The following is a 25,847-nucleotide window of genomic DNA, read 5'->3' as shown; positions in this document are numbered from 1 at the left end:
AGCTATAGAAATAAACAAGATCGCATGCGATTTACGAAAGAGAGACGAAAAAACAGGTTATTTGGAATCTATTCTTATCTAGAACAAATCCCTATATTCTCTGGATTCCTTTACAAAGCAAGAAGAATTCAGGAGTGGTATACCCCTGGTGAGGAAGAGCAGATACGTAATCGTACAATAAAGTATCTTAGAACAGAGTGTATATACGAAATCTTGTTCCTATTGCTTGCTTGTTTCGTATGGAATGCAACACTAGAACGAATCATAATGATTGGAATTGGGATTTATCTCGTACATGCTATATACCAATTTATATATATAAGAAAACGATATTACCAATTGTTAGTGGAATTGGAGCAATATCTTGTAGTAGTAAGAAATGAATACCAAAACTGTGGTATGGTGGAGGAAGCATTGCAGGAATCCTTGTGGGATTCGAATCATGCAATCGGTAGTCATATCAGACAATTATATGAAGCATTGGAATGGGAAGAACAGGAGGAACTTCAACAGTATAAGGAAAACGTGTCTATTTCTTATTTACTAACATTTTTTATACTATGTAAATCATGTATGACTTATGGAGATACATACGTCTCTGGAGGTTCCTCCTTTTTGAAAAATATTGGACACATGAAAGATGAGATTCATAATGAATTGTTATATCGTAAGCGTTTAGCCCATCGTTTTAGCGGTGTATTATTTGTTACGGTGTTTCCTGTATTCTTTTTAGATTTTATTCGAAATTGGAGTGTTTGGAATTTACCAGAATTGATCCGCTATTATGATGGAAGTTATGGAATCTTAATGAAATGTTTGATCTGTTTTGTCACAGTTATGGTTTTGGAGATTAACCGCTATCTCTTAGAACCAAAAATTTTAGTAAAAGGGTTTCATCCCTGTTTAGAAGCTATCAGTAAAAGAAAAAGCATACAACATTTTCTTTTACATGTGATACATAAGCGAGAAAATGTTTGGGAAGCCATTCATCGTAAGTTACAAATTGTATCTTCATCCTATAATGTAGTAACTTTTTTATTACTTAAGATGTTATGTGGATTAAGTGCTTGGCTTGCAATGGTTTGGTTAAGTGTAACGTTGATTGTCCGAGAGAATCTTTTGGAATATACCATTCAACCAATTACGCTGCTCCAAGATGAAATTACATTGCGAGGAAGTGATATACAATGCATTCCATTGGTGTTGGGGTGTATCATCGTGCCAATCTTGGTATACTGGATTCCGAATTTGCTATTAACGATTAAAGCGGGATGTAAGAATCGAGATCTGGAGGAGGAAACAATGTCCTTACAGGCTATTTTGATCATGCTTACACCGATTCCTAAGATGACAATTGAGATAATGTTAGAATGGCTATGTTATGGCAGTAACTTATTTCAACAAGCACTTCTAGACTGCTCAGAACAATACGTACAGGATCAGGAAAAAGCTTTGGAGGAGCTTTATGAAACGATGACATACATTCCGTTTCGACAATTAATCAAAAATCTAGAAGTTAGTGATCGGATTGGGATATATCAAGCGTTCGAAGAACTTCCGGCAGATTATGCCTATACCATTGAGAAAAGAAAACAGGACAATGAAATTAATACCGATGATCGTGGAGCTGTTGGACAATTTGTATCATTTTTTCCATTAGGAATGGTTATTGGAGGATATTTGATTATTCCATTTGTATTAGAAAGTATTACGCAATTTTTAAGTTATGTATCGCAAATGCAGAGTATAACGTAGGAAATGGATTATAGACACATATTATAGAAAGGAAATGAAAGATGGATAATAGTTTAAAAGGTTTAATTTTAGCAGCAGGTACCATTATTACCTGCATTGTAATATCATTAGGTTTTTACATCTCGAGAGAGGCAAGGGATACAGCAGCCAGTGGAGCAGGGCAAATCTCAAAACTAAATGCAGAATTCAATGAAAGTGATAAAGTTATGTATGATGGGTTAAATGTTTCGGGAAGTGAAGTTGTCAATGTGATCAACAAATTTAAAAACGGAGACATTGCGATTATGGTAAATACAAAAAAGAGTTCAATATACTATGATAATGTCCTAGATGATAAGCAGACGGAGGTAATTGGGACAAGCAGTGCATCGGTTAAGTCAGCACAGAATACACTGAGTACTGCATATATCAATCCTAATGCACAATTTTTAGGAAGTATTGTGCGGGATGTGAACTATACCATTATTGGCATTACTTTTACACAAGTGAATTAATAGCAAGTTGTTCAGAGGCAATATGTTCTGTTTCAACATTGACTCTGAACATTCTCATCAAAATATGAAAGAAGGGTACCTGACATATATGGAAAATAGCAAAGAGGTGATTATGAGTACGGCTGCAGTTGTGGTCTTTTGTTTGGCTTTATCGGGATTAATCTGGTTCAATCATTTGATGAATCAAGAAATTACCTGTGTTAAACAACAGCTCTATGAACAACATGCAATTTATCCAAACGACGGAGGAATGAGATGAATGCATTTGGAAAAATAGTTGCAATTTTTGTTGCAGTGCTCTTATTATTTCTCTGTCCCATACAATATGTAGCACAGAAACAAGATCTACTCATGCAACAACACATTACTATGCAGACAACCTATTTCGTTGATTCAATTCGCAACCTTGGCTATGTAACGAGGCAAATGTATGAAGAATACCAAAAGAACATACAAATGGGAGCGCAACGATATGAGATCGAGATAACCCAGTATCATTTGCAGTATGTTTTGAACAATGGAGAGATGCTTGAAGAAGATGAATGGGAAGAAGTACCATATTCCCAGCAGATGTCGACGTTCATGAAACAGTATCATTGCTTTTATACAGAGGATTTGCTTACTGTTCTTTATGAAACAGAAGAGAAGTTTTATCCTTTTCATCAAGGGGATTATATTACTGTGAAGGTTAAGGAAAAAACAAAGTCCCTTGCACAGCGGATGCAAGAAATGGTGCTAGGAACAAATCCACTACAGGAACAATATGTTGCAATATACGGAGGGATGATACGAGATGAAGCATATGAACCTTAGTTTGGTTTTCACGGCAATTTTTCTGATTGTCGCACTTGTAATCAATGAAAAAATAGCTGCACTCACAGCAATATCCAGGGCACAAAACCGTTATAACAATGCATTAGATAATGCAGTTTCTGATGCACTATTGGAAGTGGTTGACTGTGACATGGGAGAAAGAACAACGATCGACTATGCGGAGATTACCCACTCATTCTTTCGATACCTATCATGGAATTTGGGCGCAAGTCCAGAGAGTTTAACGGAGAGTATGCTACTTCAATATACACCTGTGATTGCCTATGTTGTAGATGATGGAGTATATCTTATGAACCAAAAGATTGAGGAATCTTCAATAAATGATTCAATAGGTGGCACTTCTGTAGTAAATATTCCTCCAGTAATAAGTTCAACAATGTTGGAAGATCAGCCGTTATTATGGGAGAATCAAAGTGTATGGAATACAAGCATGGAGATCAGTAAAAAGTATCTCTTTTATAAAGAACGAAAGGGGTTTGCTATTCAATATACCTTATCGGATTATATTCGAATTCAAAACCTAAGTACAATGGAAGTAGAAGAAGGTGTATATAATGATTTGGTAGGAATGTATCCAGAAATTCTTCCTGAGAGCAGGGAGGCATTTGATCAGGAACGACGGCTTGTTATTATACAGTGCATTACAGAAGAATTCAGCCGTTCCATTGAACAACATAATCGAATAGCGAAAAAGTATGGAATACAATATCAATTTCAACTTCCTGTTATTCCGAATGAGGAATGGTATCGTACGGTTAATGACATTAGTATGATTGTGCTGTTTCAGGGGTATCCATATGGGAATTCCACATTGGGGTATTATAATAAGGTGGCACTGGGAGGAGCAAGGCTCTATAAGGAGAAGGGAAAGTGATGGAGAAAAAGGATTCACTGTGCTATACTAATAGTAAATGAATCATATAAAAACAAAGGAGAAAACAATGACGATACTTGTTTTAGGGAATGGTTTTGATCTGGCACATGGTCTGCCTACGACCTACAAGAATTTTCTAGATTTTATGTGTGTTGTCAGAAAAATCGGGAAACACAAAGACAATGCCAGTAAAGTAAAGTGTATACAACGTTTTACAGATCGATTATGTGAAACACTCAAAAATCAATTGAATCAGCCAAATGAAGATACCGTCCAATGTATCGAAGAGTATAGAGATTGTTTGCGGGACGAATTGGTGAAGAACTTTTGTGATTCTAGAACAGAACAAGACATTATGGAACGAAATCGCTTTTTACTGGAGAATGCCAAGAACAATACATGGATTGCCTATTTTATTCAGGTGCCAATGTATGAGAAAGAAAATTGGATCGATTTTGAAAGTGAGATTAGTCATGTGATTCAATCTGTGGATGCGGATATGAGTGGAAACGAGGAAAAAGAAGTAGAGACATTAACGAATGTATTCTTACGAAATCGGTTTACCAATGATAATCCAGATCATGCATGGACATTGGATCATGGCGATTACTCTGGAACACTGAAAAAGAAGATTACGTTTTCTAAACTGATTTATATGTTATATGATGATCTAAATCGCTTAACACGTTGCTTAGAAATCTATTTGGCAAATTATGTACAAAAACTGGAGAGTTCCATACAGTCACCAGATATTTTAGGAATTAAACCTAATAAAATCCTTACATTTAATTATACGGATACCTATAAGAAGATCTATGAACATGGGAAAGTAGAATATGATTACATACATGGGAAAGCAGAACTAACCCATACACTACAAACCAATAACATGGTACTTGGAATTGATGAATATCTTCCTGAAGAGAGAAAGAATAGTGATATTGCGTTTATCACATTCAAAAAATATTATCAAAGGATTCGAAAGAGGACCGGAAACAAATATCGTAACTGGGTAGGAACTATCCGAAAACGGTATGAAGAAGAAATTGAACGTAGTAACAGAGAACAGGATCATGGACTAGGCTTTCGTGTTCCTGTGTCTGCTTTTACCCAGCAGCATTACTTATATATCTTTGGTCATTCTCTCGATCTTACCGATGGGGATATTATACGAGATCTGTTGTTAAATGATAACGTAAAAACAGTGATCTACTATTGTAATGATGAGATATTTGGTCGACAAATTGCAAATCTTGTAAAGGTAATCGGGCAAGATGAACTGATTCGAAGAACTGGTGGACCGACTAAGACCATCACTTTTCAACCACAAAAGGCAATGAAAAAAAGACTACCATCTTGCGAGTCTGGTAGTCTTCCAAGGGAGGAATTATGAAAAATCATCTATAAAAATTCATCTATAAAAAATGGTTATTGTTCCTTTCATGTATATAGAATACCAGTTAAATGTGTAAAAAGTATGGAGAGGAATTGAAGAATATGTGAACGGTTTGTAAAGAAAATTGGTTGCATACTTTACTTTTGTTAAGTAAATTCGTAAAAATTGCCGATGTATATAGTATAGGAGTTTGTTCTTAACGGAATAGGCCTTAAGTTCATGAAAGCAAGGATGCGATGAGTATGGATATATTAGAATATTTAAAAAAGAAAAACAATGGTTTCGATTCCGATGAGATTATTCACCCATTTGCCTATAAGGATAATACCTTTAAGTATAATTATTGTTTTGGATTAGGTGTGCTGGCATATGGAAATGTAAAGAGTATGAAAGAATTGCTTGATGAATATCAGAAAATTCTTACGTATATTAAACTCCCATCTTCTTATGCAGGGAAGATTGTAGAAGATATGAATAACAATTTTGACTACAAGATTAATGATGTATTTGAAATTCTTGATACCAAGGAAAAACAGTACACCTTTACCTCTGATCTTTTAAGGTTAAGCAATTATTCATTATGGTCTGAAGAATTTGCCAAAGAAATATGTCGTAATTATTTTGCAATCTTTAAATTTTCTAAAGAAGAAAAGGACTTCTTTGTTCGATATAACGAAGCAGCTTTTCATAAGGATACGAAAAAGGCAGTAGAATTATACCAGCAGTTTATCAAAGATGGCTATTCAATTAGTTATAATTTATTAAAATATATCTGTAAGGATATCTTAATTGAAGATACCTATGATAATTTGATTCTAAATGCTGGTGAAAAATTTATTATTGATAAACCGTCTCGTATTCATGGACAGGTAGCTGTAACGAATGGTGCGGTATTGATCTTGAAAAACTGTGAGATTAAAATCAATGGTAGTATTATGGTTGATGGTGGAAGAATTGTGATTGATACCGTTCGTATGACAGTAGAGGATTGTAACAGTGATACCTTGTTTCATATAAGTAATACAGCACATGCTGATGTGAATACATTAGATTTGAATTGTAACTTTAAGTGTGGTGCATTTGTACAAAACAGAGGTTGTTTGACGATTAATAATGCAGTAATTACCAATACGCAATTAGCTCCTGCAATACGTTTTACAGGGAATTCTTTGATTCTCAATGGAACGACGTTTGCAGACTGCATGGTAGGTGGTATACGCGTGAAAGAGTTAGGGCGATTGGAAGTTGATGATTGTGAGTTCTTTCATTGTATGGAGGAACATGGAGGAGCAATCTATTCCAATGCATTATCAAATTCCAGCATAACTAACAGCCGTTTCACCAACTGTAGTGGTAAATACCTTGGAGGAGCAATCTATTTTGCATATATGAAATATGGGCAGAGAGTTTACCGGTGTGAATATGAACGATGTGAACCAGAAGACAGTATCGTATTTAATGCATGTGAGGAGGAACGCCCATGAAACAGACAGATTTATTGACCAAATTCAACAGGAAGAAGAAATCATGGATGTCTCCTAAACACCCATTGTTCTTAGAAACAATGGAACAAAAGATAGCATATTGTGAAGGAGTGTTTTCTCATGCTACCTTGAACAAAGATAGTAATACATTGAATAACTATGAATTAGGCCGGCTGATGGTAAAAGGACTTGGTCTTGACCCAAAGCAGATTGCGAAGATCATAAGAGTTGCTACAGAAGAAGTACGGGTTGCCGACCACGTACTATGGAATGTAGCAGATCGTCTGAAACAATACCTGTTTATTATGGATTTGATTAATGTAAGCCTGCGAAAAGATGCGTTAAGCAAGGAAGAAAAAGATTCGATTGAATATTACCGTAATTTATTCTGTATTCCTAATGAAATCCTTCAACTGTTATGGGCATTTGTCCAAGCAGCTTACGATAACAATATGGATCAGTGCATTCGGCTGTTTGCAACTATGCGTAAGGAGAACTTACCATTGACCATGACAGAATTAAAATACTATATGCCTGACATGGAATATGTGACGGAGATTGAGAATAAATCGGTTTTACCTGGAAAAGAGACAAGAATAGTGGATGCCTGTACGATTAAGGATCGATTGATCGTTCCCAAAGAAGGAACGTTGGTATTGGATCATGCGGTTATTTACTTGTATGGTTCGATCATTGTGGATGGTGGTACTTTGATCATTCGGGATACAACGATCATTAATAAGGCGGATTCTGGTAACTGTTTGATCGAAGTGAAGAGCTATTCTGATGTTTCCATAGAGAATTCCATTATCGATTGTCGTTATGTAGGTAGTGCGATCAATCAAAAGAATGGAAATCTTCGAATGAAAGACTCAAAGATTTATCATACAACAAAAAATAGTGCAATCAAATTCTGGGGAAACCAGATAGAAATTGATACGAGTAGTTTTCATAAATGTTATACCAATGAAAATGGGGCAGCCATTCAGATTCAACAGGGGAATGGAAATGTCAGCAACTGCATTTTTACAGAATGTGAAGCACAAAATGGTGGGGCCATTTATGTTGGAGCACAGATTATCATAGCCTGCTGTTCATTTAAGCATTGTTATGCTCTTGATCATGGTGGAGCAATCTTTTATAACAATGAAGTAAAATCCAACGTAATGGATTGCCAGTATATTGAGTGTTATCCAAAAGAAGAAGAGATTATACAGTATCTTCATGGGCATGAAGAAAAGGTCATTGATAAGGAATATCGGATTCATATCGCAACCATTTTGGATATTCCACTGCGGGTAACGGAACTGGGAATCTTAAATCTGGATCATGTTGTAATCTACCAAAGGCAACCTATTCTATGCAAAGGTATACTTGAGATTAAGCGTTCAAAAGTGATTGCAGATGGGTTACGCCAGCGGGATATGTTCGAAGTAAGTCGCTGTCGTGGAGTTGTGATCGAGCGAAGTGAATTCGATGGAAGAGGAACCAGTTCTGTATTTCGTGCTACAGGCAGTCGAATGATTGTTGTTCATTCTTTGTTCCAGAATATTAAGAATGGCCGTGCAATCTACGATGCAATGGAGCCGAAGATAAGCGATACAATCTTCTCTTATTGTCAGGATGGGGCAATCTATTCTTGTGCAGGAACAATTCAAAACTGTTTGTTCATTAATTGCCGACAGAAGAGTGGCGCTGGTGTGATTATGTACGGTTCACGAGGAGAAATATCCAATTGTCGATTTGTACGGTGTGTATCTGAGTATAGTGGAGGAGCAATTGATAAATCAGGTGGTCATCAGATTATTCATTGTGAATTCAAAGAATGCAAACCAGATAATATTGCCTAGATCAAATAAAACAGCTGCTGCAAGATCAACTTCGAACGAATGAGTAGAAATTAATCTGCAGCAGCCTTTATTATCTTATGAATTGTGCGAACACAATATTATTCTTCTTCGGGTAGAACAACGATATGAACTTTATCAATACGATTTTTATCTACCGCATCTACGGTATAGATTACATGGTCATCTTCTACTGTTTCACCTTGAGAAGGTAAGTGGTCTAAAAGACCGATTATATGGCCAGCAATGGAATCATAATCGTCGGATTCGATATGGAGACCAATGATCTCATTAATATCATCTAGTTTAGTATTTCCATCTACAACATATTCATTTTCTTTAATACACTGTATGGAATCTTCTTCATCAGAATCATATTCATCTCTGATGTCGCCTACGATCTCTTCGATGAGATCTTCTAACGTAAGTAGTCCAGCAGTTGCACCGTATTCATCCAGTACAATCGCTAAAGGTATGGATTCCTTTTTCATTTCTATGAATAATTCTGATGTCTTCTTATATTCATACGTAAAATAAGGTTCTCGCATGATATCTTTCAGCTTGAAATCTTCCTTTTTCCCTTGATAGAAAAATACATCTTTTAGGTTAACAATTCCTACGATATTGTCTCTGGTTTCCTGATATACAGGCATACGTGTAAATTTCTCAATAGAAAAGGCTGTAACTAATTCATCATAAGTAAGATCATAATCAGCAAATTCCATGTCAATACGAGGTACCATTACATCTTTTGCAAGTGAATCACCAAAATCCACAACATTGGTTATCATTCTACGTTCTTCACTTTCAATTACTCCTTCCTCATGACTGACATCAACAATGGTACGCAATTCATTCTCTGTAATCGCAGATACTTTTGCAGTTGGATCAACACGAAGCAGACGCAAAAGAAATAAAGAGATACGATTAACGATAAATATTACAGGTGTCAATAATTGCGTAAGAAAATATATGCTACCTGCATAGCGAAGAGAGAGTTTCTCTGCGTGAATTGTTGCTAGGGTTTTTGGAGTTATTTCTCCAAAGATTAAGATCATGATCGTAAGAATACCAGTTGCTATACCAGCAGCTACACTACCAAAATGATTAATTGCGAAAGAAGTAGCAAGAGAAGATGCGGATAAGTTAACAACATTGTTACCAATCAAAATAGCACTGAGCATCTTAGATGGGTCTTCAATCAATTTGCTAACGGTATCAGCGGCTTTTACGCCATCCTCTGACAAGCTACGTATTCGTAGTTTATTAACTGTGGTTAGTGCTGTTTCTGCTGATGAGAAAAAGCAAGATAGTAGTAATAGAATTAGTAAAATAATAATCTGCGTGACATCACTCGGGTCCAAAATATCATCTCCATTTAATCAATATAGTTTTATATTACATGCCTAGGGCAGTAATATTTGTTTGTAAAGTTCCTGTTTAAGAAATTGTTCAGTAACTGATATAGCTTAGATACTGAACAATTGTTTTTTATAACATTTTTTGTATTACGAGATCATGTTGTTTCGATAAATCAACAACTCCATCAGCTACTTTGATAACAGGTTTTGATAATGCATTCTTGTTTAACAGAATAATCTCGCCTCTTCTTCCATCGCTTAATTGTACATTGTTATTGATATATGCTTGACCAATACGTTCAAGGAAGTTAATCAGAATCTTTGTATCGTATTTTTGGAAGCCTTCATCTTCAAAAAGACGAATAACTTCGAATGGACATAGCGCATCGCGATATGCACGGCGAGATGTCATGGCATCATAGATATCAGCTATGGCAACGATCTTAGCAAATTCTCCAATGGTATCGCCTTTTAACATAGAAGGGTATCCTGTACCGTCACAACGCTCATGGTGTTTTAAGATGGCATCTTTGATTCGAGGATCAATATCTTCATCTTTTACAAGGTCGTAACCCATGATAGGGTGAAGTTTTACCAACTGAAATTCTTCATCAGTAAGTTTTTCGGGCTTTCTCAATATATCTTCTGGTACCATTAATTTCCCGATATCATGAAGCAAACCAGCTAGCGTTAACATCTCGATATCATCTTCTTTATAGCCAATCCAATGACCGATAACATTACAGATCAATGCAACATTCAAAGAGTGGGAGTATGTGGAATCATCGTAATCTTCAATGTTATGTAACATATCGAATACACTAATTGTTGTATCGCTGATACGTAACATAGAATACGGTTCTTTATTCAATTCTTTTAGGTCCACATCACCAACTTTATTAACGAATGATGTGATACTTGTCTGAAACTGTTTTACATTAGCACTGAATGTCTTCTTGAATTCTTGGAACTTCTCACTATTTTTAATACGTTGTGAGTACGTATTGGTGTCAATAACAGGTGGAGCAGGCTGAACTTTAGCAGCAATTTCTTTGTCATAAACAGTAATCTTCATGATGGAATAAAAACTAAGCATTTCTTTTACTTTCCCGTTGATTTCTGTTCCCTCAGCTACCAATAATTGTCCTGATGAATTAAATACATCTTTCGAAATACACATTCCGTCTTTTGCTTGGAATGTAAAAATAGTACGTGACTTCATTGGTGAAAACCTCCCTATCTACATTAACTTCCAAATCTTTAAACTTTGTTTGAATAAGAGAGATGGAATCCAAACAAAACCAGCCTAATAGACAGGAAGAACCAATGTTAAGATCCAAAGCATTCTCTTATCAAAACAATCCCTTTATATATCTTGTATTGCTATAACTTAAATAAAATAACGAAAACAAAGTAGGCTATTAATCTTCGTCTGTTGTCATGTTCATGACTTGACGTTTTCTAGCGAGTTCATCATTATCAAGATATTCATCATATGTTGTAATCTTGTCAATAAGACCATTTGAGGTTATTTCCATAATTCGATTTGCTATTGTTTGAATGAATTGGTGATCTTGTGAGGTGAATAGAAGAACACCAGGGAACTTGATCAATCCATTATTAAGAGCAGTAATGGATTCCATATCAAGATGGTTAGTAGGCTCATCCATAACTAAAACGTTTGATCCTAATATCATCATCTTAGATAGCATACAACGTACTTTTTCTCCACCAGATAATACATTAACTTTCTTAACGCCTTCTTCTCCAGCGAAAAGCATACGACCAAGGAAACCACGAACGTACGTTACATCCTTTTCAGGAGAGAACTGCATTAACCAATCGACGATCATTTCATCACCAGAAAAATCTTTTGTATTATCTTTAGGGAAATAGGAATGATTCGTTGTTACACCCCATTTGTATTCACCTTCATCTGGTTCTAATTCTCCAGTTAATATTTTAAATAAAGTAGTTGTTGCAAGGGTGTTTGGACCGACAAATGCAACTTTATCTTCTCTACCAATGATGAAAGAAATGTTATCAAGAACTTTCACACCATCAATTGTCTTAGAAAGATTGGTAACAGTAAGAACCTCATTACCAATATCTCTAGAAGGTCTAAAGTCAATATATGGATACTTACGGCTAGATGGACGGATATCATCTAACTCAATCTTCTCTAAAGCTTTCTTACGAGAAGTTGCTTGTTTTGACTTAGAAGCATTTGCACTGAATCGTTGAATAAAGTCTTGTAATTCTTTGATCTTTTCTTCTTTCTTCTTGTTTGCTTCTTTCATCTGTTTAACCATCAATTGACTTGATTCATACCAGAAATCGTAGTTACCAGCATAAAGTTGAATCTTCGCGTAGTCGATATCAGCTGTATGGGTACAAACTTTGTTCAAGAAGTAACGGTCATGGGATACGACGATTACGGTATTTTCAAAGTTGATTAAGAATTCTTCTAACCAACGGATGGCATCAATATCAAGATGGTTGGTAGGCTCATCAAGTAAAAGGATATCTGGATTACCAAATAAAGCTTGTGCTAACAGAACTTTGACTTTTTCACTACCAGATAATTCGGACATTTGTTTGTAGTGGATTTCATTTTCAATACCTAATCCGTTCAAAAGAGTAGCAGCATCAGATTCTGCTTCCCAACCATTTAATGTAGCAAATTCACCTTCTAATTCACTGGCTTTGATTCCATCTTCTTCCGTGAAATCTTCTTTTGCATAAATGGCATCTTTTTCTTTCATGATATCATATAGTCTTTGGTTACCCATGATAACTGTACTTAGGACATCATATTGATCATATTTGAAATGATCCTGTTGTAAGAAGGATAAACGTTGACCTGGTGTAATTACAACATCACCTTGTGTTGGTTCAATTTGTCCAGATAATATCTTTAGAAAAGTCGATTTACCAGCACCGTTGGCACCAATCAAACCATAACAATTTCCTTCGGTAAACTTAATATTAACATCTTCAAAAAGAGCACGTTTACCTAATCTAAGTGTTACATTACATGCTTGTATCATAATTTAAAACCTTTCTCTATTTCTGTACTCATTTACATAATGTGTAACTCCCTAATTGGAGTACCATTCGTATAAAAATGACTATTTCGTCTCAGTCTCTATTTTACCGTAAATTTGGTATTTTGCAAGCCTTTTTACAAAAATGGGGTAAAAGTATTTGGGGATTGTAACAATTTTAGTCATAGGATATAATGATTAGTGAGCAAAAGGATTAAAAATTGACAAAGGAAAGAGAGTATTTACATGAATTTGTTAACAATAGAGAAAATTACTAAAAGCTATACAGACAAGATTCTTTTTAAAGAAGTATCCTTGGGAATACAAGAAGGAGATAAGATTGGTGTCATTGGAATCAATGGAACAGGAAAATCCACCTTGCTAAAGATCATTGCTGGGCTTGAAGTACCGGATCAAGGAGAAGTGATAACGGGGCGAAATATTAAAATCGAATATCTTGCGCAACACCCAGAATTTGATCTGTCAAAAAATATCTTGGAAAATGTTATGTTACAAGACGAGGATTCCCATGAGAAAGACTGGAATAAAGAAGCAGATGCGAAAGCAATGTTAGATCGTCTTGGTATTCGAGATCTTTCTAGCAAAATTGAAGTTTTATCAGGGGGACAGCGAAAACGTCTTGCACTGGTAAGAGCAATCTTAAATCCAGCAGATATCTTAGTTCTTGATGAACCGACAAACCATTTGGACAATGATATGGCAGAATGGTTGGAGAAATACCTGAATCAATATCGCGGTGCGATTATCATGGTAACCCACGATCGTTATTTCTTAGATAAGGTAACAAATCGTATTGTGGAGATTGATAAAGGAAATCTATATGGATATGTTGGAGGATATACGAATTTCTTAGAATTAAAAGCACAACGTGAAGAGATGGAATTGGCAACAGAACGGAAGAATAAGAGTCTCTATCGACAAGATTTAGAGTGGATGATGCGTGGTGCAAGAGCAAGATCAACAAAACAGAAAGCACATATTGAACGATTTGAACAGTTAAGAGATCGAGAAAAACCTCAGGAAGAAGCAAGTATAGAGATGTCCTCGGTATCCTCAAGATTGGGAAAGAAGACGATTGAATTACATGAAGTTTCAAAGTCTTATGGAGAAAAAGTATTATTTCGAGATTTCTCTTATATCTTGTTAAAAAATGACCGAATTGGTATTATTGGAAAAAATGGTTGTGGAAAATCTACCTTATTAAAGGTGATGAATCGGATCATCGAACCAGACTCTGGTTATGTGGAAATTGGTGAGACGGTAAAGATTGGTTACTTCTCCCAAGAAAATGAAGCAATGAATCCAAAAATGAAAGTTATTGACTATATTAAAAGTGTTGCGGAATACATTACAACAAGTGATGGAAGTATCACAGCTTCACAGATGTTGGAAAAATTCCTATTTACAGGGGCGATGCAGTATTCCCTGATTGAGAAATTATCTGGTGGAGAAAAGAGACGATTGTACTTATTATATGTATTAATGAGTGCGCCGAATGTTCTGGTCCTCGATGAACCTACCAATGATTTGGATATTCAGACGTTGACTATATTGGAACATTATCTAGACAATTTCCAAGGAGTTGTCCTTACCGTATCCCATGATCGCTATTTCTTAGATCGAATGGTAAATCGTATCTTTGCATTTGAAGAAGATGGCATAGTAAAACAATACGAAGGTGGTTATACCGATTACCATCTTGCAAAGGGAGATACACCTGTTGAAGAAAAGAAACAGGAAGTTGTGAAGGAAGAAAAGAAAATCTACAAAAAAGATCGTTCCAATGAGATTAAGTTTACGTATAGTGAGAAAAAAGAGTATGAAACGATAGATGATGATATCGCAGCATTGGAAGAAAAGATTGCAACGTTAGAAAAAGAGATGGAAAAGAATGCATCGAATTTTGGAAAGTTGAATGATCTCATGAAAGAGAAAGAAGCTGCTGAACAGCAATTAGAAGAGAAGATGGATCGTTGGATGTATCTTTCTGAATTAGCGCAAAAGATTGAAGAGAATAATTCATAACCTAGAAAGTAAGGAGACAAGGAAGATATGAATCAATTGAGGGTTAGTAAGGGTACTCCATTACCACTAGGAGCTACAAAAGTTGGGGAGAAGATTAATTTTTCCATTGCATCTCCTTGTTGCGAAGAATGTAAATTAGTTTTGTTGCATAAGAAAAGTCATAAAAAGAAGCAAGAGATTATAATACCAGAGGATTATCGTGTGGGAGAGATTTATTCCGTTACACTGGAAGGGCTTCCATATGAAGAATATGATTATGTCTATGAAATAGATGGAAAGATTGTTGTTGATCCATATAGTACAATTATTCGCGGAAAAGAAAAATGGGGCAATCATAGCCATTTGTTAAGTCCCTATGGAATACGAAGTGGTTTGTCTTTTGAAGAATTTCCATGGATGGAAGAGCAAACGTTAGAGATTCCTTACGAAAAGCTTATTCTATATAAACTACATGTAAGAGGATTTACCAAACATCGTTCATCAGGTGTTGGTAAAGCAGCAGGAACGTATCAGGGTGTTATACAGAAGATTCCTTATTTAAAAGAGTTAGGGGTAAATAGTGTTCTACTTATGCCTATTATCGAGTTTGAAGAAATCTTAGTGGAAGAAAATTATGTACGCTCCCCTGGAAATGTGTTAGGCAGACAAGATGCAGAATATGCATTTGTAAACATTGCAAAAGAAGATCTTTATCGAAAAGAAATGTTATCGGAAACTTATCCAATGGACAACATGCAAGAGACGGAGAAAATCCGTATACCGTATCGTTTGAATTATTGGGGATATAGCAAAAATAATTACTATTTTGCACCAAAAGCTTCCTATGCAAGCAATCCGTCCTGTGCAGCGAAAGAATTAAAAGAGATGGTACAAGCATTTCATAAGGAAGGAATGGAAGTACTAATGGAATTTAATTTTACAGAAGATGTTACACAGCAGATGATTCTTGATTGTCTTCACTACTGGTATTTTACGTATCACATCGATGGATTTAGCGTGAATAAGAATGTTGTATTAACGCGTTTGATCATAGAAGACCCAATTTTATCAAGAACAAAATTCCTAGCTACTGCATGGGAAGAGCAATATCTGGCCGGAAATCCCAAACGGTATCGGAATCTTGCGGAGTATAATGATGGTTTCCTCGTAGATGCTAGAAGATTCTTAAAGAGTGATGAAGAACAGGTAAATGCATTCGCATACCGAGTTCGTCGGAATTCTGAAAAATACGGTGTGATCAATTATATCACGAATAACAATGGGTTTACTTTACTCGATCTTGTCAGTTATGATGTGAAACATAACCAGTGCAATGGCGAAGAAAACAAAGATGGTACGGATTACAATTATAGTTGGAACTGTGGTACAGAAGGTAAGACGAGCAAGAAAAAAATCAAAGAATTACGCAGCAAGCAAATTCGTAATGCACTTGTGATGTTACTGTTAAGCCAAGGAACGCCAATGCTCCTAATGGGAGATGAGATGGGGAATAGCCAGAATGGCAATAATAATGCGTATTGTCAGGATAATGCTACATCATGGCTGAACTGGAATCTTCGTAAGCAAAATGAAGAGATAGAAGCATTTATTAAGAAACTGATTGCGATACGAAGAACATATGGTGTTTTTGGAAAAGCAGAAGAATATAGAATGATGGACTATCGTTCCTGTGGCTGTCCAGATTTGTCTTTTCATGGAACAAAGGCATGGTATCCAGATTTTTCTTATTATAGTCGAATCTTTGGTGTGATGTACAATGGGGCATATGTGTCTGAAGAAACAGATAAAGCTAAGAATTCCTTCTATATTGCTTATAATATGCATTGGGAGAAACATGAATTTGCCCTTCCAAGACTTCCAATGGGACAGGTATGGAAGTGTTATATGCATACGTCCATTGTGCAAAAAGAGGAAATGTTAGAAACAGAGCGGACGGTAATGGTTGAACCTCGTTCCATTGTTATTCTACGAAGTGAAGAGTCAAATGAACAGAGTGTAAAGAGTAAGGAGAAGTAACTGGGTGAATGTATTTGTCTTAAAGAGCATAGCACTGTTAACGATGCTGATTGACCATGTAGCAGCAGTATTTTTGCAGGAAGGTACATCAGGTTATCTGATCTTGCGAAGTATCGGGAGATTGGCATTTCCGATCTACTGTTTCTTGTTGGTGGAAGGGTATTTTCATACAAGAAATAAAAGAAACTATTTGATTCGGTTAGGGATCTTTGCATTCCTATCAGAGATTCCATTTGATATTTGTTTTTATCAACAATGGATTTATCTGGAGCACCAAAATGTATTCTTTACCCTGTTTCTTGGGTTGTTGACCATTTGGGTGCTGGATCTCATACGGAGTAAAGTTGTTACGCAGAACATGTTAACGAGGATTTTTCCGTATCTATGGTGTGCAGCCATGGCGTTTGTAGCTTGGCTTGCCCATACCGATTACCAGATGATGGGGATATTCCTGATCTTGGGATTCTACCTATATCGAGAACAAATGAATCACTTATTCCTAGCTGTTTTTGTAATCTGTATGAGCTTTGGTAATTTGATTCAACTATTCGCCTTAGGAGCCCTCTTGCCAATCGCATTCTATAATGGAAAGAAAGGGCCAAGTATGCGGTATGTATTCTATGGGTTCTATCCGATCCATTTACTTGTACTTGCATTGTTGCAAAGCTCTCTATAATATAAAAAACGTAAGAATCAATCGTGATTATATAAGACAGTAGATATTTTCAAATAAGGTTGTACCACTACGAACTTCAGCGGGGCGAGAGCGTGCCCGGAGTGAACCATATCCTGTATTACATGTTAGACAAACTTAAATTGTGCAAATTGACCTCAAAATAAATAAGGGCTTTTTACACCCAAATCCAAATAAAATAAAAAAGCAAGGGTCAAATGATCATTTCACATGGTGTTATACATAGGTGAAATGATCCTTTGGCCCTTGCTTTATTACTACTTAAGAAGCAATGCAGTATTAATTATTCTATTCTTCTACAATATGATGGTTCCGTACAATTCGATCATAACGATCAATTTTACAGAAGTTCTTTTCCTGTTCAAAATGTCGACAGGTCATACAGGATATTGTTTCCTCACCCGAACGATTCATCATACTATCTTTTCTAATTGGTAAGTATTCACTACAGCGAGCTGCTACATCTTGGTATGTTTTTATACTTGCTCTCATGGAAATCTCCTTTCATACCCGTTCCTTAGAATATTCTATAACTGAAGTATGAACGAAAATTTCCATAATATACAAGAAGATTTATTATTAATCAAAGTAAGAGAAATCCATGAATATGAAATCTTACGAAAAATATCATTACTGTAAAACAACTAAGCTGTGAAAAATGTATAGAGAAGACGATTCATATAGGTCTGGTCTTTCACACCCATTAATTCTCTGGCAGAATGCATTGCCAACATTGGGATACCAAGATCCACCGTTAACATTGGAATCTGTGAAGAAACGAGAGAACCAAGTGTGCCGCCACCTGCAATGTCAGAACGGTTAACGAATTTTTGATATTTGACGTCACCGGCTTCGCAAAGTTGTTGTAGAGATGCGATTGCTTTCGTATCAGTTGCATAACGTTGGTTGTTGTTAATCTTAATCACGATACCTTCATTTAACTTAGCGAAGGTAGTAGGATCGCTTTTCTCTGTGTGATTTGGATGGATAGCATGTGCAACATCAACGGATAGATGCATACTGCGCATGATCGCTTCTAAACAACGGGTATGGGAGAAACCAAGTCCTTCATAGATCTTCTCTAAAAGCATGGTCATTAAGGTGGAATCTGCTCCTTGTTTTGTCTTGCTACCGACTTCTTCATTATCGAATAAGGCAATCATATTTATTCCATCGTTTCTGCTTCCACTTGTGATAGCACGCAATGCTCCGTAAGTGGAGGTGAGGTTGTCAAGTCGTGGGCAAGAGATGAATTCTTCCTCTGCACCTACTAATTGTCCTTTTTCTGCATTGTAGATGTACAATTCAAAATCAAGAATTTGATCCTTCTCAACACCAAGTTGTTTAGCCAGATAGTTTATGAAATAATCATCTTTGTTCAAACTATCGTTGACAAGCCCGATAATAGGGATCATGTCTGTTTGGCGATTCAGTTCAACCCCTTTATTCACTTCACGATTCATATGAATAGCCAAGTTTGGAATCGTAAGAACCGGTTTTTGAATATCGATATAACGAATCTCTGGTTCAAAGATAGAGGTACTCGTTAAGGCAACACGACCAGCGATGGATAAAGGACGATCAAGCCAAGTGTTCAAGATTGGTCCACCGTAAATCTCCGTGTTAATCTTACGATATCCATTGCTTGTCATATCTGCATTCGGTTTGATCATAAGGCAAGGGTGATCCGTATGAGTTGCAACGATACGGAAATTGGAAGAAGCGTGAGTATACTCTCCAATTGTAAATGCAAATACGGTAGAAGGATATGGCACTGTATAGTAATTGCCTCCTTTTGCTAACTTCCAAGGCTCTTTCATGTTTAATTCGCTAAATCCATTCTGTTGTAATAAAGCAACGCTACTAGATACAACGTGGAATGGAGAAGTGGCTGTTTCAATAAATTGTATTAAGTCCAAAGCATTTTTTTCAAAATCCATATGAAATCCTCCATTTTTGTTTTTCCACCACAGACTTTGTGGTATAATGTGTTACGATAGAGTCATAAATAACTGTAACCCTGTACAATTCGAACAGTTCTATTATACGGATTCTATCATTAAAATACAAGTTATTAAAGGGGAAGAATATGGTCTCTTTACATGTAGTAGATGTAAAAACATTTATGAATCAATTACTTATACAGAATGTATTCGATAATTTCCTCCTATCGGAAATGGAGATTACTACATTCAATCAATTTAAAATTAATGGAAATCTCAATCTTGGCTGGTTTGATGAGGATGAGAAGGAAGAATTACAAGAGCGGCGATATTCTACGTGGGCACAGATTAAACCCATTGCATTTTCCCTTATGAAAGGGAAGAAAGTTCCATCGGTCTTTAAAATCGTCTTGCTTTTATCTCCGGCCAACACCAAGAAAATCATTGAGAAAGCACTACCGAACTTTGATGTAGCACAGATTGGTTCCCTGTATCTGAATATACGATACGAGAACGGAAGTCTTCATATGATAACAGGAACTTCTATGAAAATCTTCACGATGGATAAGTCGGTGGAACAGGAATGGGATAGCAATATGAAGCGTTTTTTAAAGCATTATGAAGTTGTATTTGAAGAAGAATAAGAATTATTAGCACTCACTTTGAATGAGTGCTAATTTTTTCTTGACTTTTTTTCCTGCACGTATTAATATAAATATCAGTAAATGACATAGGGTCATTTCATTTCGGAATCTAGCTTTCTATAGTGTTATTGCAACTACCAAAACGTGAGCAAGAACGATATTGGATAGAAGATTATAATTTGTATAAGCTAGATAATATGAATGAAAAAACATAAGAGATATGCGGTAGGGACCCCCGAAACATACAAAATATGATAAAAGCAAATTGAAAATAAGAAAAGGAGAGATTGTAATGAGTAAAGAACAAGGAAGCTTATCAATTAATTCAGAAAATATTTTCCCAATAATTAAGAAATGGTTATATTCAGACCATGATATCTTTTATAGAGAGTTAATATCTAATGGTTGTGATGCCATCACTAAATTAAAGAAATTATCCATCATGGGGGAATTCGAAGAAGCCGATGATGAAAAATACCAAATTAACGTTATAGTAAGTCCTGAGAATAAGACAATTAAGATTATCGATAACGGTATTGGTATGACAAACGATGAGGTAAAACAATACATTAACCAAATTGCATTCTCCGGTGCAGAAGCATTCTTAGCACAATACAAAGACAAAACCAATGAAGAACAGATTATTGGTCACTTTGGTTTAGGTTTCTACTCAGCATTTATGGTTGCAGATAAAGTAACAATCGATACATTGTCATACAAAGCTGGTTCAACAAGCGTTCATTGGGAGTCTGAAGGTGGTACAGAATTCGAAATGGCCGAAGGAGATAAGACGACAAGAGGTACGGAGATCACTCTTTACTTAAATGAAGACAGCTTCGAATTCTCCAATGAGTTCCGTGCAAAAGAAGTTATTAACAAATACTGTTCCTTCATGCCTGTGGAAATCTATTTTACAAATGCAGATGCACCTGTAGAAGAGAAGAAGGAAGAAGAAAAGAAAGAAGACGTAATTGACGCTGATGTAGATGCAGATGGTAAAGCAGTAGATACAGAAGATGGTAAAGACGAAGAAAAAGCAGAAGACAAGGGTCCAAAACCTTTGAATAATCCAACTCCATTATGGACAAAACATCCAAATGATTGTACAGAGGAAGAATACAAAGAATTCTATCGTAACGTATTCCATGATTTCAAGGAGCCTTTGTTCTGGATTCATTTGAATATGGATTATCCATTTAACTTAAAGGGTATCTTATATTTCCCTAAGATCAATACAGAATACGACTCTGTAGAAGGTACCATCAAGTTATATAACAACCAAGTATTCATCGCTGATAATATTAAAGAAGTAATTCCTGAATTCTTAATGCTATTAAAAGGTGTAATTGATTGTCCAGATCTTCCATTGAATGTTTCAAGAAGTGCATTACAAAATGACGGATTCGTTAAGAAGATTTCCGAATATATTACGAAGAAAGTTGCAGATAAACTTTCTGGTATGTGCAAAGTTGAAAAAGAATCTTATGAAAAATACTGGGATGACATCAGCCCATTCATCAAATATGGTTGCTTAAAAGATGAGAAATTCCGTGAAAAGATGAAAGATTTCATCATCTTTAAGAATCTAGAAGGTAAATACATTACATTACCAGAATACACAGAAGCAAACAAAGAAAAAGCAAATGATAAAATCTACTATGTAACAGATCTTCAACAACAAAGCCAATATGTGAATATGTTCAAAGAGGAAGGAATCGATGCATTGGTATTAACACACAACATCGACCAACCATTTATCTCTCAATTGGAACAACAAGATGATAAGATTCATTTCCAAAGAATCGATGCAGATATCACAGATACTTTCAAAGAAAATGTTGCAGAAGGGGAAGAAGCAGATCAATTAAAAGCAGAAACAGATGCCTTGACTGAATTATTCCGTAAAGTTTTGAACAATGACAAATTGGAAGTAAAAGTTGAGAAATTAAAGAATGAAAATGTATCTTCAATGGTAACTTTATCAGAAGAAAACCGTAGAATGCAAGATATGATGAAGATGTACAACATGTACGGAATGGATCCAAGTATGTTTGGAACCAACGTAACATTAGTTTTGAATGCAAACAACAAATTAGTTCAATATATCTTTGAACATAAAGAAGATGATGTAACAATCTTCTGTGAACAATTATATGACCTTGCATTATTAAGTCATAAACCATTAGATCCAGAAGCAATGACGAAGTTCATTAATCGTAGCAATGAGATCATGTTAAAGATGGCGAAATAATTTTTCATTTGATATTATAGAATACCCTGTAAAGTATAAATTGTGCTTTACAGGGTATTCTATTATTAGGTTCTCAAACTTCGCATTTGAATGTATAAAACGAATATGTGATTGCAATATTCGACTTAGTAAAGTTTTTCAATGTGCGAAGTTTGTGTTAGGTTGTTGACCTATGTATGAATATATGCTATTATATATAGTAATTAAAACTACATAATAAAGTTTAGAAGTACTCCGAATCTTGTTCGGTGTTACAACTGATGTGTTGTGTATTTGGCTATTTTAGGAGGAACAATGAATGAGTTATAAAGTAATTGGTGATAGTTGTACGGACTTAACAAAAGAGATGAAAATGGATGAACATTTCCAAATCGTTTCCTTAAATATTGATATTGATGGCCATCTAATTGTTGATGATGATACATTTGATCAGAAGGATTTCTTGAGAAGAATGGCCGAAAGTCCAAATTGTCCGAAGTCATCCTGTCCATCTCCTGATGCTTATATGAAAGCTTTTGAAGGACCAGAAGAACATGTCTATGTTGTAACACTATCTTCAAAATTAAGTGGTTCTTATGAGAGTGCAATGTTAGCAAAACGATTATACCAGGAAGAGCATCCTGATAAGAATATCGAAGTATTTGACTCAAAATCTGCTTCTGTTGGACAGACATTAATTGCACGAAAGATTAAACAATTAGAAGAGGAAGAAAAGAGTTTTGAAGAAGTCGTAGAATTGACCAATGAATTCCGCGATCATATGAAGACCAAATTTGTTCTAGAGACTCTAGATACATTACGTAAGAATGGTCGTTTAAGCAACCTGAAAGCAATTATCTGTAGTGCCCTGAATATCAAACCAGTTATGCAGGGAACAGAAGATGGTTCCATCGAAAAGTTGGATCAGGCTAGGGGAATCAATAAGACACTTGTGCTAATGGCAGATCTAATCAAGAAGGATGCAACGAACTTTGCGAACCGTACACTAGCGATTGCACATTGTAACAACTATGAAAGAGCCGTTTTTGTGAAAGAGGAAATCATGAAACGTGTATCATTTAAAGATTGTTTTATCTGTGATACGGCAGGAATTAGTTCCCTGTATGCCAATGATGGTGGAATTATAGTTTGTTATTAAGAAGAACTCGTTATTATTTTGAATGTTCGTTTATATTTGTGTTGAATAGGATACTTTAATCGCAACAGTAAAATAAGACGTTTATTTAGCGACACATAGTTTAATAGAACTCCTTATTAGGAATGGAATGTGATATGAATTCTTTTACTAGTAAGGAGTTTTTTGCGGTGAAAAGAACTTTTTTACGTAGGAAATGCTGGAGCAAAACATGGGAAACATCGAATCTTGTCTATTAATTGAAGAAAAGTGTTCAAGTGAGGTAACCCCTATCATTTCCTTACATATAATACAGTATGAACCTAGGTATCTACCTGTTAGACAGGAGGTCAAATATGAGGGAATTACTAAAAATTGATAACTTAAGTTATTCTTATCATACACTTGCTGGAGAGACAACCGCTTTATCAGATGTAACCTTCTCTGTTTCGGAAGGCGAATTTGTAGCTATTGTAGGTCCAAGTGGATGCGGGAAATCAACCTTGTTATCCTTAATTGCGGGATTGATCTCTCCAAGTCGTGGAGAAATCTATATTAATGGAAATGATGCAAGAACTTCAGGAAAAAATATTGGATATATGTTACAGAAGGATCATCTACTAGAATGGAGATCTACGCTAAAGAATCTGACTTTAGGACTTGAGATCCAACACAAATTAACAGAAGAAAGTTATGTGATCATTAATAAAATGCTTGATACGTATGGCTTGATCACATTTCGCGATTCAAAACCATCACAACTATCTGGAGGAATGCGGCAAAGAGCGGCATTAATTCGAACCTTGTTACTGGAACCTGATATTCTATTACTAGATGAACCATTTTCTGCATTGGATTATCAAACAAGGTTAGAAGTGTCCGATGATATATGGGGAATCATTCGAAAAGAGAAGAAGACCGCCGTATTGATTACACATGATATCGCAGAGGCTGTTAGCATGGCAGATCGAATTATCATCTTGACTGACCGCCCTGCTACGGTGAAATCCATTATTGATGTGAATTTAACAGTGGAAGGAGAACGAACTCCTTTTGCAGCCAGGAGTGCAGTTGAGTTCAAAGACTACTTCAATTTAATATGGAAGGAGCTGAACCAGCATGAGGACATTACGAAGCTTAGAGCGTAGCTATAAAAATCGCTCCGAAGTCGTATCCTCAGCACAGCAAGCATATGTTGCAGCGTATATTACGAAGATGAAACGAATCCGTCTCATTCAGATTCTGATTTTGGTTGTATTTATCGGATTATGGGAAGGAAGTACAAGACTTGGAATCGTTGATTCCTTTGTATTCAGTAGCCCAAGCCGGGTTGTTCATTGTATCATAACGATGATAGCCGATGGAAGTTTGTTCATGCACATTGGAATTACCTTATTAGAGACCTTTGTCAGTTTTGGGCTGGTGATTCTAATCGGTTTGCTAATTGCCATTCTGCTTTGGTGGAACGATAGTGTGTCAAAGGTATTAGAACCCTATCTAGTAATTCTCAATAGTTTACCCAAATCAGCATTGGCACCTGTATTCATCGTTTGGTTAGGAAATAATATGAAAACAATCATCATTGCCGCCATCTCGGTTGCTGTATTTGGAACGATCATTACGTTGTATACGGATTTTAAGGAAGTGGAAGAAGATAAGATCAAATTGATTCGCACATTGGGAGGTAGTAAAAAAGATGTGTTATTCCGCGTTGTCATACCAAGTAATCTTGCCTCCATTATTAGTGTTATGAAAGTAAATATCGGCTTATCTCTCGTAGGTGTAATCATCGGCGAATTCTTAGCTGCAAAAGCGGGGTTAGGTTATCTGATCATCTATGGAAGTCAAGTATTCAAACTGGATTATGTTATCATGAGTATTACGATCTTATGTATCGTTGCAGCAATGCTTTATAAAGTGTTAGGATATTACGAAAAAAAATATACATCATAATCATATTGTTTATTGAAAAACTCACCATATCTTAGTAAAATAAGGTTAGGTGAGTTTTTGTGTAAAATTTTGTTGCAAACGTTACTGTATTGGA

Annotated in this window: 21 protein-coding genes; 16 read left to right on the top strand and 5 right to left on the bottom strand. The window is 35.7% G+C overall.

What is annotated here, in order from left to right; translation table 11 throughout:
* The first annotated feature begins 24 nt into the window (after positions 1 to 24).
* The 8 genes from HBB17_RS10165 (at position 25) to HBB17_RS10130 (ending at position 8,687) form a co-directional block, all read left to right on the top strand.
* Positions 25 to 1,755: a hypothetical protein gene (locus tag HBB17_RS10165; protein ID WP_167957384.1), complete on the top strand. Its 1,731-nt coding sequence runs from the start codon at positions 25 to 27 to the stop codon at positions 1,753 to 1,755.
* Positions 1,756 to 1,796: 41 nt separating this feature from the next.
* Positions 1,797 to 2,249, top strand: a complete 453-nt coding sequence (locus tag HBB17_RS10160) for a hypothetical protein (RefSeq protein WP_167957383.1) — start codon at positions 1,797 to 1,799, stop codon at positions 2,247 to 2,249.
* A 112-nt stretch (positions 2,250 to 2,361) separates the two neighbouring features.
* On the top strand, positions 2,362 to 2,508 hold the full coding sequence (locus tag HBB17_RS10155) for a hypothetical protein (protein ID WP_167957382.1): 147 nt from the start codon (positions 2,362 to 2,364) through the stop codon (positions 2,506 to 2,508).
* Complete coding sequence (locus HBB17_RS10150) at positions 2,505 to 3,062, top strand: hypothetical protein (RefSeq protein ID WP_167957381.1); 558 nt, start codon at positions 2,505 to 2,507, stop codon at positions 3,060 to 3,062. The genes HBB17_RS10155 and HBB17_RS10150 overlap by 4 nt, the downstream gene beginning before the upstream one ends.
* On the top strand, positions 3,043 to 3,957 hold the full coding sequence (locus HBB17_RS10145) for a hypothetical protein (protein WP_167957380.1): 915 nt from the start codon (positions 3,043 to 3,045) through the stop codon (positions 3,955 to 3,957). The genes HBB17_RS10150 and HBB17_RS10145 overlap by 20 nt, the downstream gene beginning before the upstream one ends.
* 67 nt (positions 3,958 to 4,024) lie before the next feature.
* Positions 4,025 to 5,350 carry an AbiH family protein gene (locus HBB17_RS10140; protein WP_167957379.1) on the top strand — a complete coding sequence of 442 codons (1,326 nt, stop codon included), beginning with the start codon at positions 4,025 to 4,027 and terminating at the stop codon, positions 5,348 to 5,350.
* A gap of 245 nt (positions 5,351 to 5,595) precedes the next feature.
* Positions 5,596 to 6,837 carry a right-handed parallel beta-helix repeat-containing protein gene (locus HBB17_RS10135; RefSeq protein WP_167957378.1) on the top strand — a complete coding sequence of 414 codons (1,242 nt, stop codon included), beginning with the start codon at positions 5,596 to 5,598 and terminating at the stop codon, positions 6,835 to 6,837.
* The gene (locus HBB17_RS10130) at positions 6,834 to 8,687 is read left to right on the top strand and encodes a right-handed parallel beta-helix repeat-containing protein (protein ID WP_167957377.1); all 1,854 of its coding nucleotides are present in this window, start codon (positions 6,834 to 6,836) and stop codon (positions 8,685 to 8,687) included. Before HBB17_RS10135 ends, HBB17_RS10130 begins: the two co-directional genes overlap by 4 nt.
* Before the next feature lie 98 nt (positions 8,688 to 8,785).
* On the opposite strand, the gene HBB17_RS10125 is transcribed toward HBB17_RS10130, so the two are convergent.
* From HBB17_RS10125 to HBB17_RS10115, 3 genes are all read right to left on the bottom strand, one after another.
* Positions 8,786 to 10,048, bottom strand: coding sequence for an HlyC/CorC family transporter (locus tag HBB17_RS10125; RefSeq protein ID WP_167957376.1), 1,263 nt, complete (start codon positions 10,046 to 10,048; stop codon positions 8,786 to 8,788).
* Between the two features lie 127 nt (positions 10,049 to 10,175).
* A complete protein-coding gene (locus tag HBB17_RS10120) occupies positions 10,176 to 11,267 on the bottom strand; it encodes an HD-GYP domain-containing protein (protein ID WP_167957375.1) in 1,092 nt (363 codons plus the stop codon).
* A gap of 199 nt (positions 11,268 to 11,466) precedes the next feature.
* On the bottom strand, positions 11,467 to 13,095 hold the full coding sequence (locus HBB17_RS10115; protein ID WP_167957374.1) for an ABC-F family ATP-binding cassette domain-containing protein: 1,629 nt from the start codon (positions 13,093 to 13,095) through the stop codon (positions 11,467 to 11,469).
* 243 nt (positions 13,096 to 13,338) lie between these two features.
* Here HBB17_RS10115 and HBB17_RS10110 point away from each other — a divergent pair, with 243 nt between their 5' ends.
* From HBB17_RS10110 to HBB17_RS10100, 3 genes are read left to right on the top strand one after another with little or no spacing between them, the layout of a single operon-like run.
* On the top strand, positions 13,339 to 15,138 hold the full coding sequence (locus HBB17_RS10110) for an ABC-F family ATP-binding cassette domain-containing protein (protein WP_167957373.1): 1,800 nt from the start codon (positions 13,339 to 13,341) through the stop codon (positions 15,136 to 15,138).
* Between the two features lie 27 nt (positions 15,139 to 15,165).
* Positions 15,166 to 17,154, top strand: a complete 1,989-nt coding sequence (locus HBB17_RS10105) for an alpha-amylase family glycosyl hydrolase (protein ID WP_167957372.1) — start codon at positions 15,166 to 15,168, stop codon at positions 17,152 to 17,154.
* A 4-nt stretch (positions 17,155 to 17,158) separates the two neighbouring features.
* Positions 17,159 to 17,830, top strand: coding sequence for a TraX family protein (locus HBB17_RS10100; RefSeq protein ID WP_238483726.1), 672 nt, complete (start codon positions 17,159 to 17,161; stop codon positions 17,828 to 17,830).
* Between the two features lie 306 nt (positions 17,831 to 18,136).
* On the opposite strand, the gene HBB17_RS10095 is transcribed toward HBB17_RS10100, so the two are convergent.
* Both HBB17_RS10095 and HBB17_RS10090 read right to left on the bottom strand, forming a co-directional pair.
* Positions 18,137 to 18,340 (bottom strand): hypothetical protein, encoded by a 204-nt coding sequence (locus HBB17_RS10095; RefSeq protein WP_167957371.1) that lies wholly within the window; start codon positions 18,338 to 18,340, stop codon positions 18,137 to 18,139.
* 152 nt (positions 18,341 to 18,492) lie between these two features.
* Entirely contained in the window at positions 18,493 to 19,788 is a 1,296-nt protein-coding gene (locus HBB17_RS10090; protein ID WP_167957370.1) for a M18 family aminopeptidase, read from the bottom strand.
* A 149-nt stretch (positions 19,789 to 19,937) separates the two neighbouring features.
* Between HBB17_RS10090 and HBB17_RS10085 the strand changes: the two genes are divergently transcribed.
* The 5 genes from HBB17_RS10085 (at position 19,938) to HBB17_RS10065 (ending at position 25,753) form a co-directional block, all read left to right on the top strand.
* Entirely contained in the window at positions 19,938 to 20,435 is a 498-nt protein-coding gene (locus tag HBB17_RS10085; protein ID WP_167957369.1) for a DUF5721 family protein, read from the top strand.
* A gap of 292 nt (positions 20,436 to 20,727) precedes the next feature.
* Positions 20,728 to 22,686, top strand: coding sequence for a molecular chaperone HtpG (gene htpG, locus HBB17_RS10080; protein ID WP_167957368.1), 1,959 nt, complete (start codon positions 20,728 to 20,730; stop codon positions 22,684 to 22,686).
* A gap of 298 nt (positions 22,687 to 22,984) precedes the next feature.
* Positions 22,985 to 23,824, top strand: a complete 840-nt coding sequence (locus HBB17_RS10075; RefSeq protein WP_167957367.1) for a DegV family protein — start codon at positions 22,985 to 22,987, stop codon at positions 23,822 to 23,824.
* 332 nt (positions 23,825 to 24,156) lie between these two features.
* Positions 24,157 to 24,948: an ABC transporter ATP-binding protein gene (locus tag HBB17_RS10070; RefSeq protein WP_167957366.1), complete on the top strand. Its 792-nt coding sequence runs from the start codon at positions 24,157 to 24,159 to the stop codon at positions 24,946 to 24,948.
* The gene (locus HBB17_RS10065) at positions 24,920 to 25,753 is read left to right on the top strand and encodes an ABC transporter permease (RefSeq protein ID WP_167957365.1); all 834 of its coding nucleotides are present in this window, start codon (positions 24,920 to 24,922) and stop codon (positions 25,751 to 25,753) included. The genes HBB17_RS10070 and HBB17_RS10065 overlap by 29 nt, the downstream gene beginning before the upstream one ends.
* Positions 25,754 to 25,847: the final 94 nt, after the last annotated feature.

The organism is Anaerosporobacter faecicola (assembly GCF_012070565.1).
GTDB classification, from domain to species: domain Bacteria; phylum Bacillota; class Clostridia; order Lachnospirales; family Lachnospiraceae; genus Anaerosporobacter; species Anaerosporobacter faecicola.
Note: the sequence above shows the minus strand (reverse complement) of the source record. Positions and strands in the feature narration are given on the sequence as shown.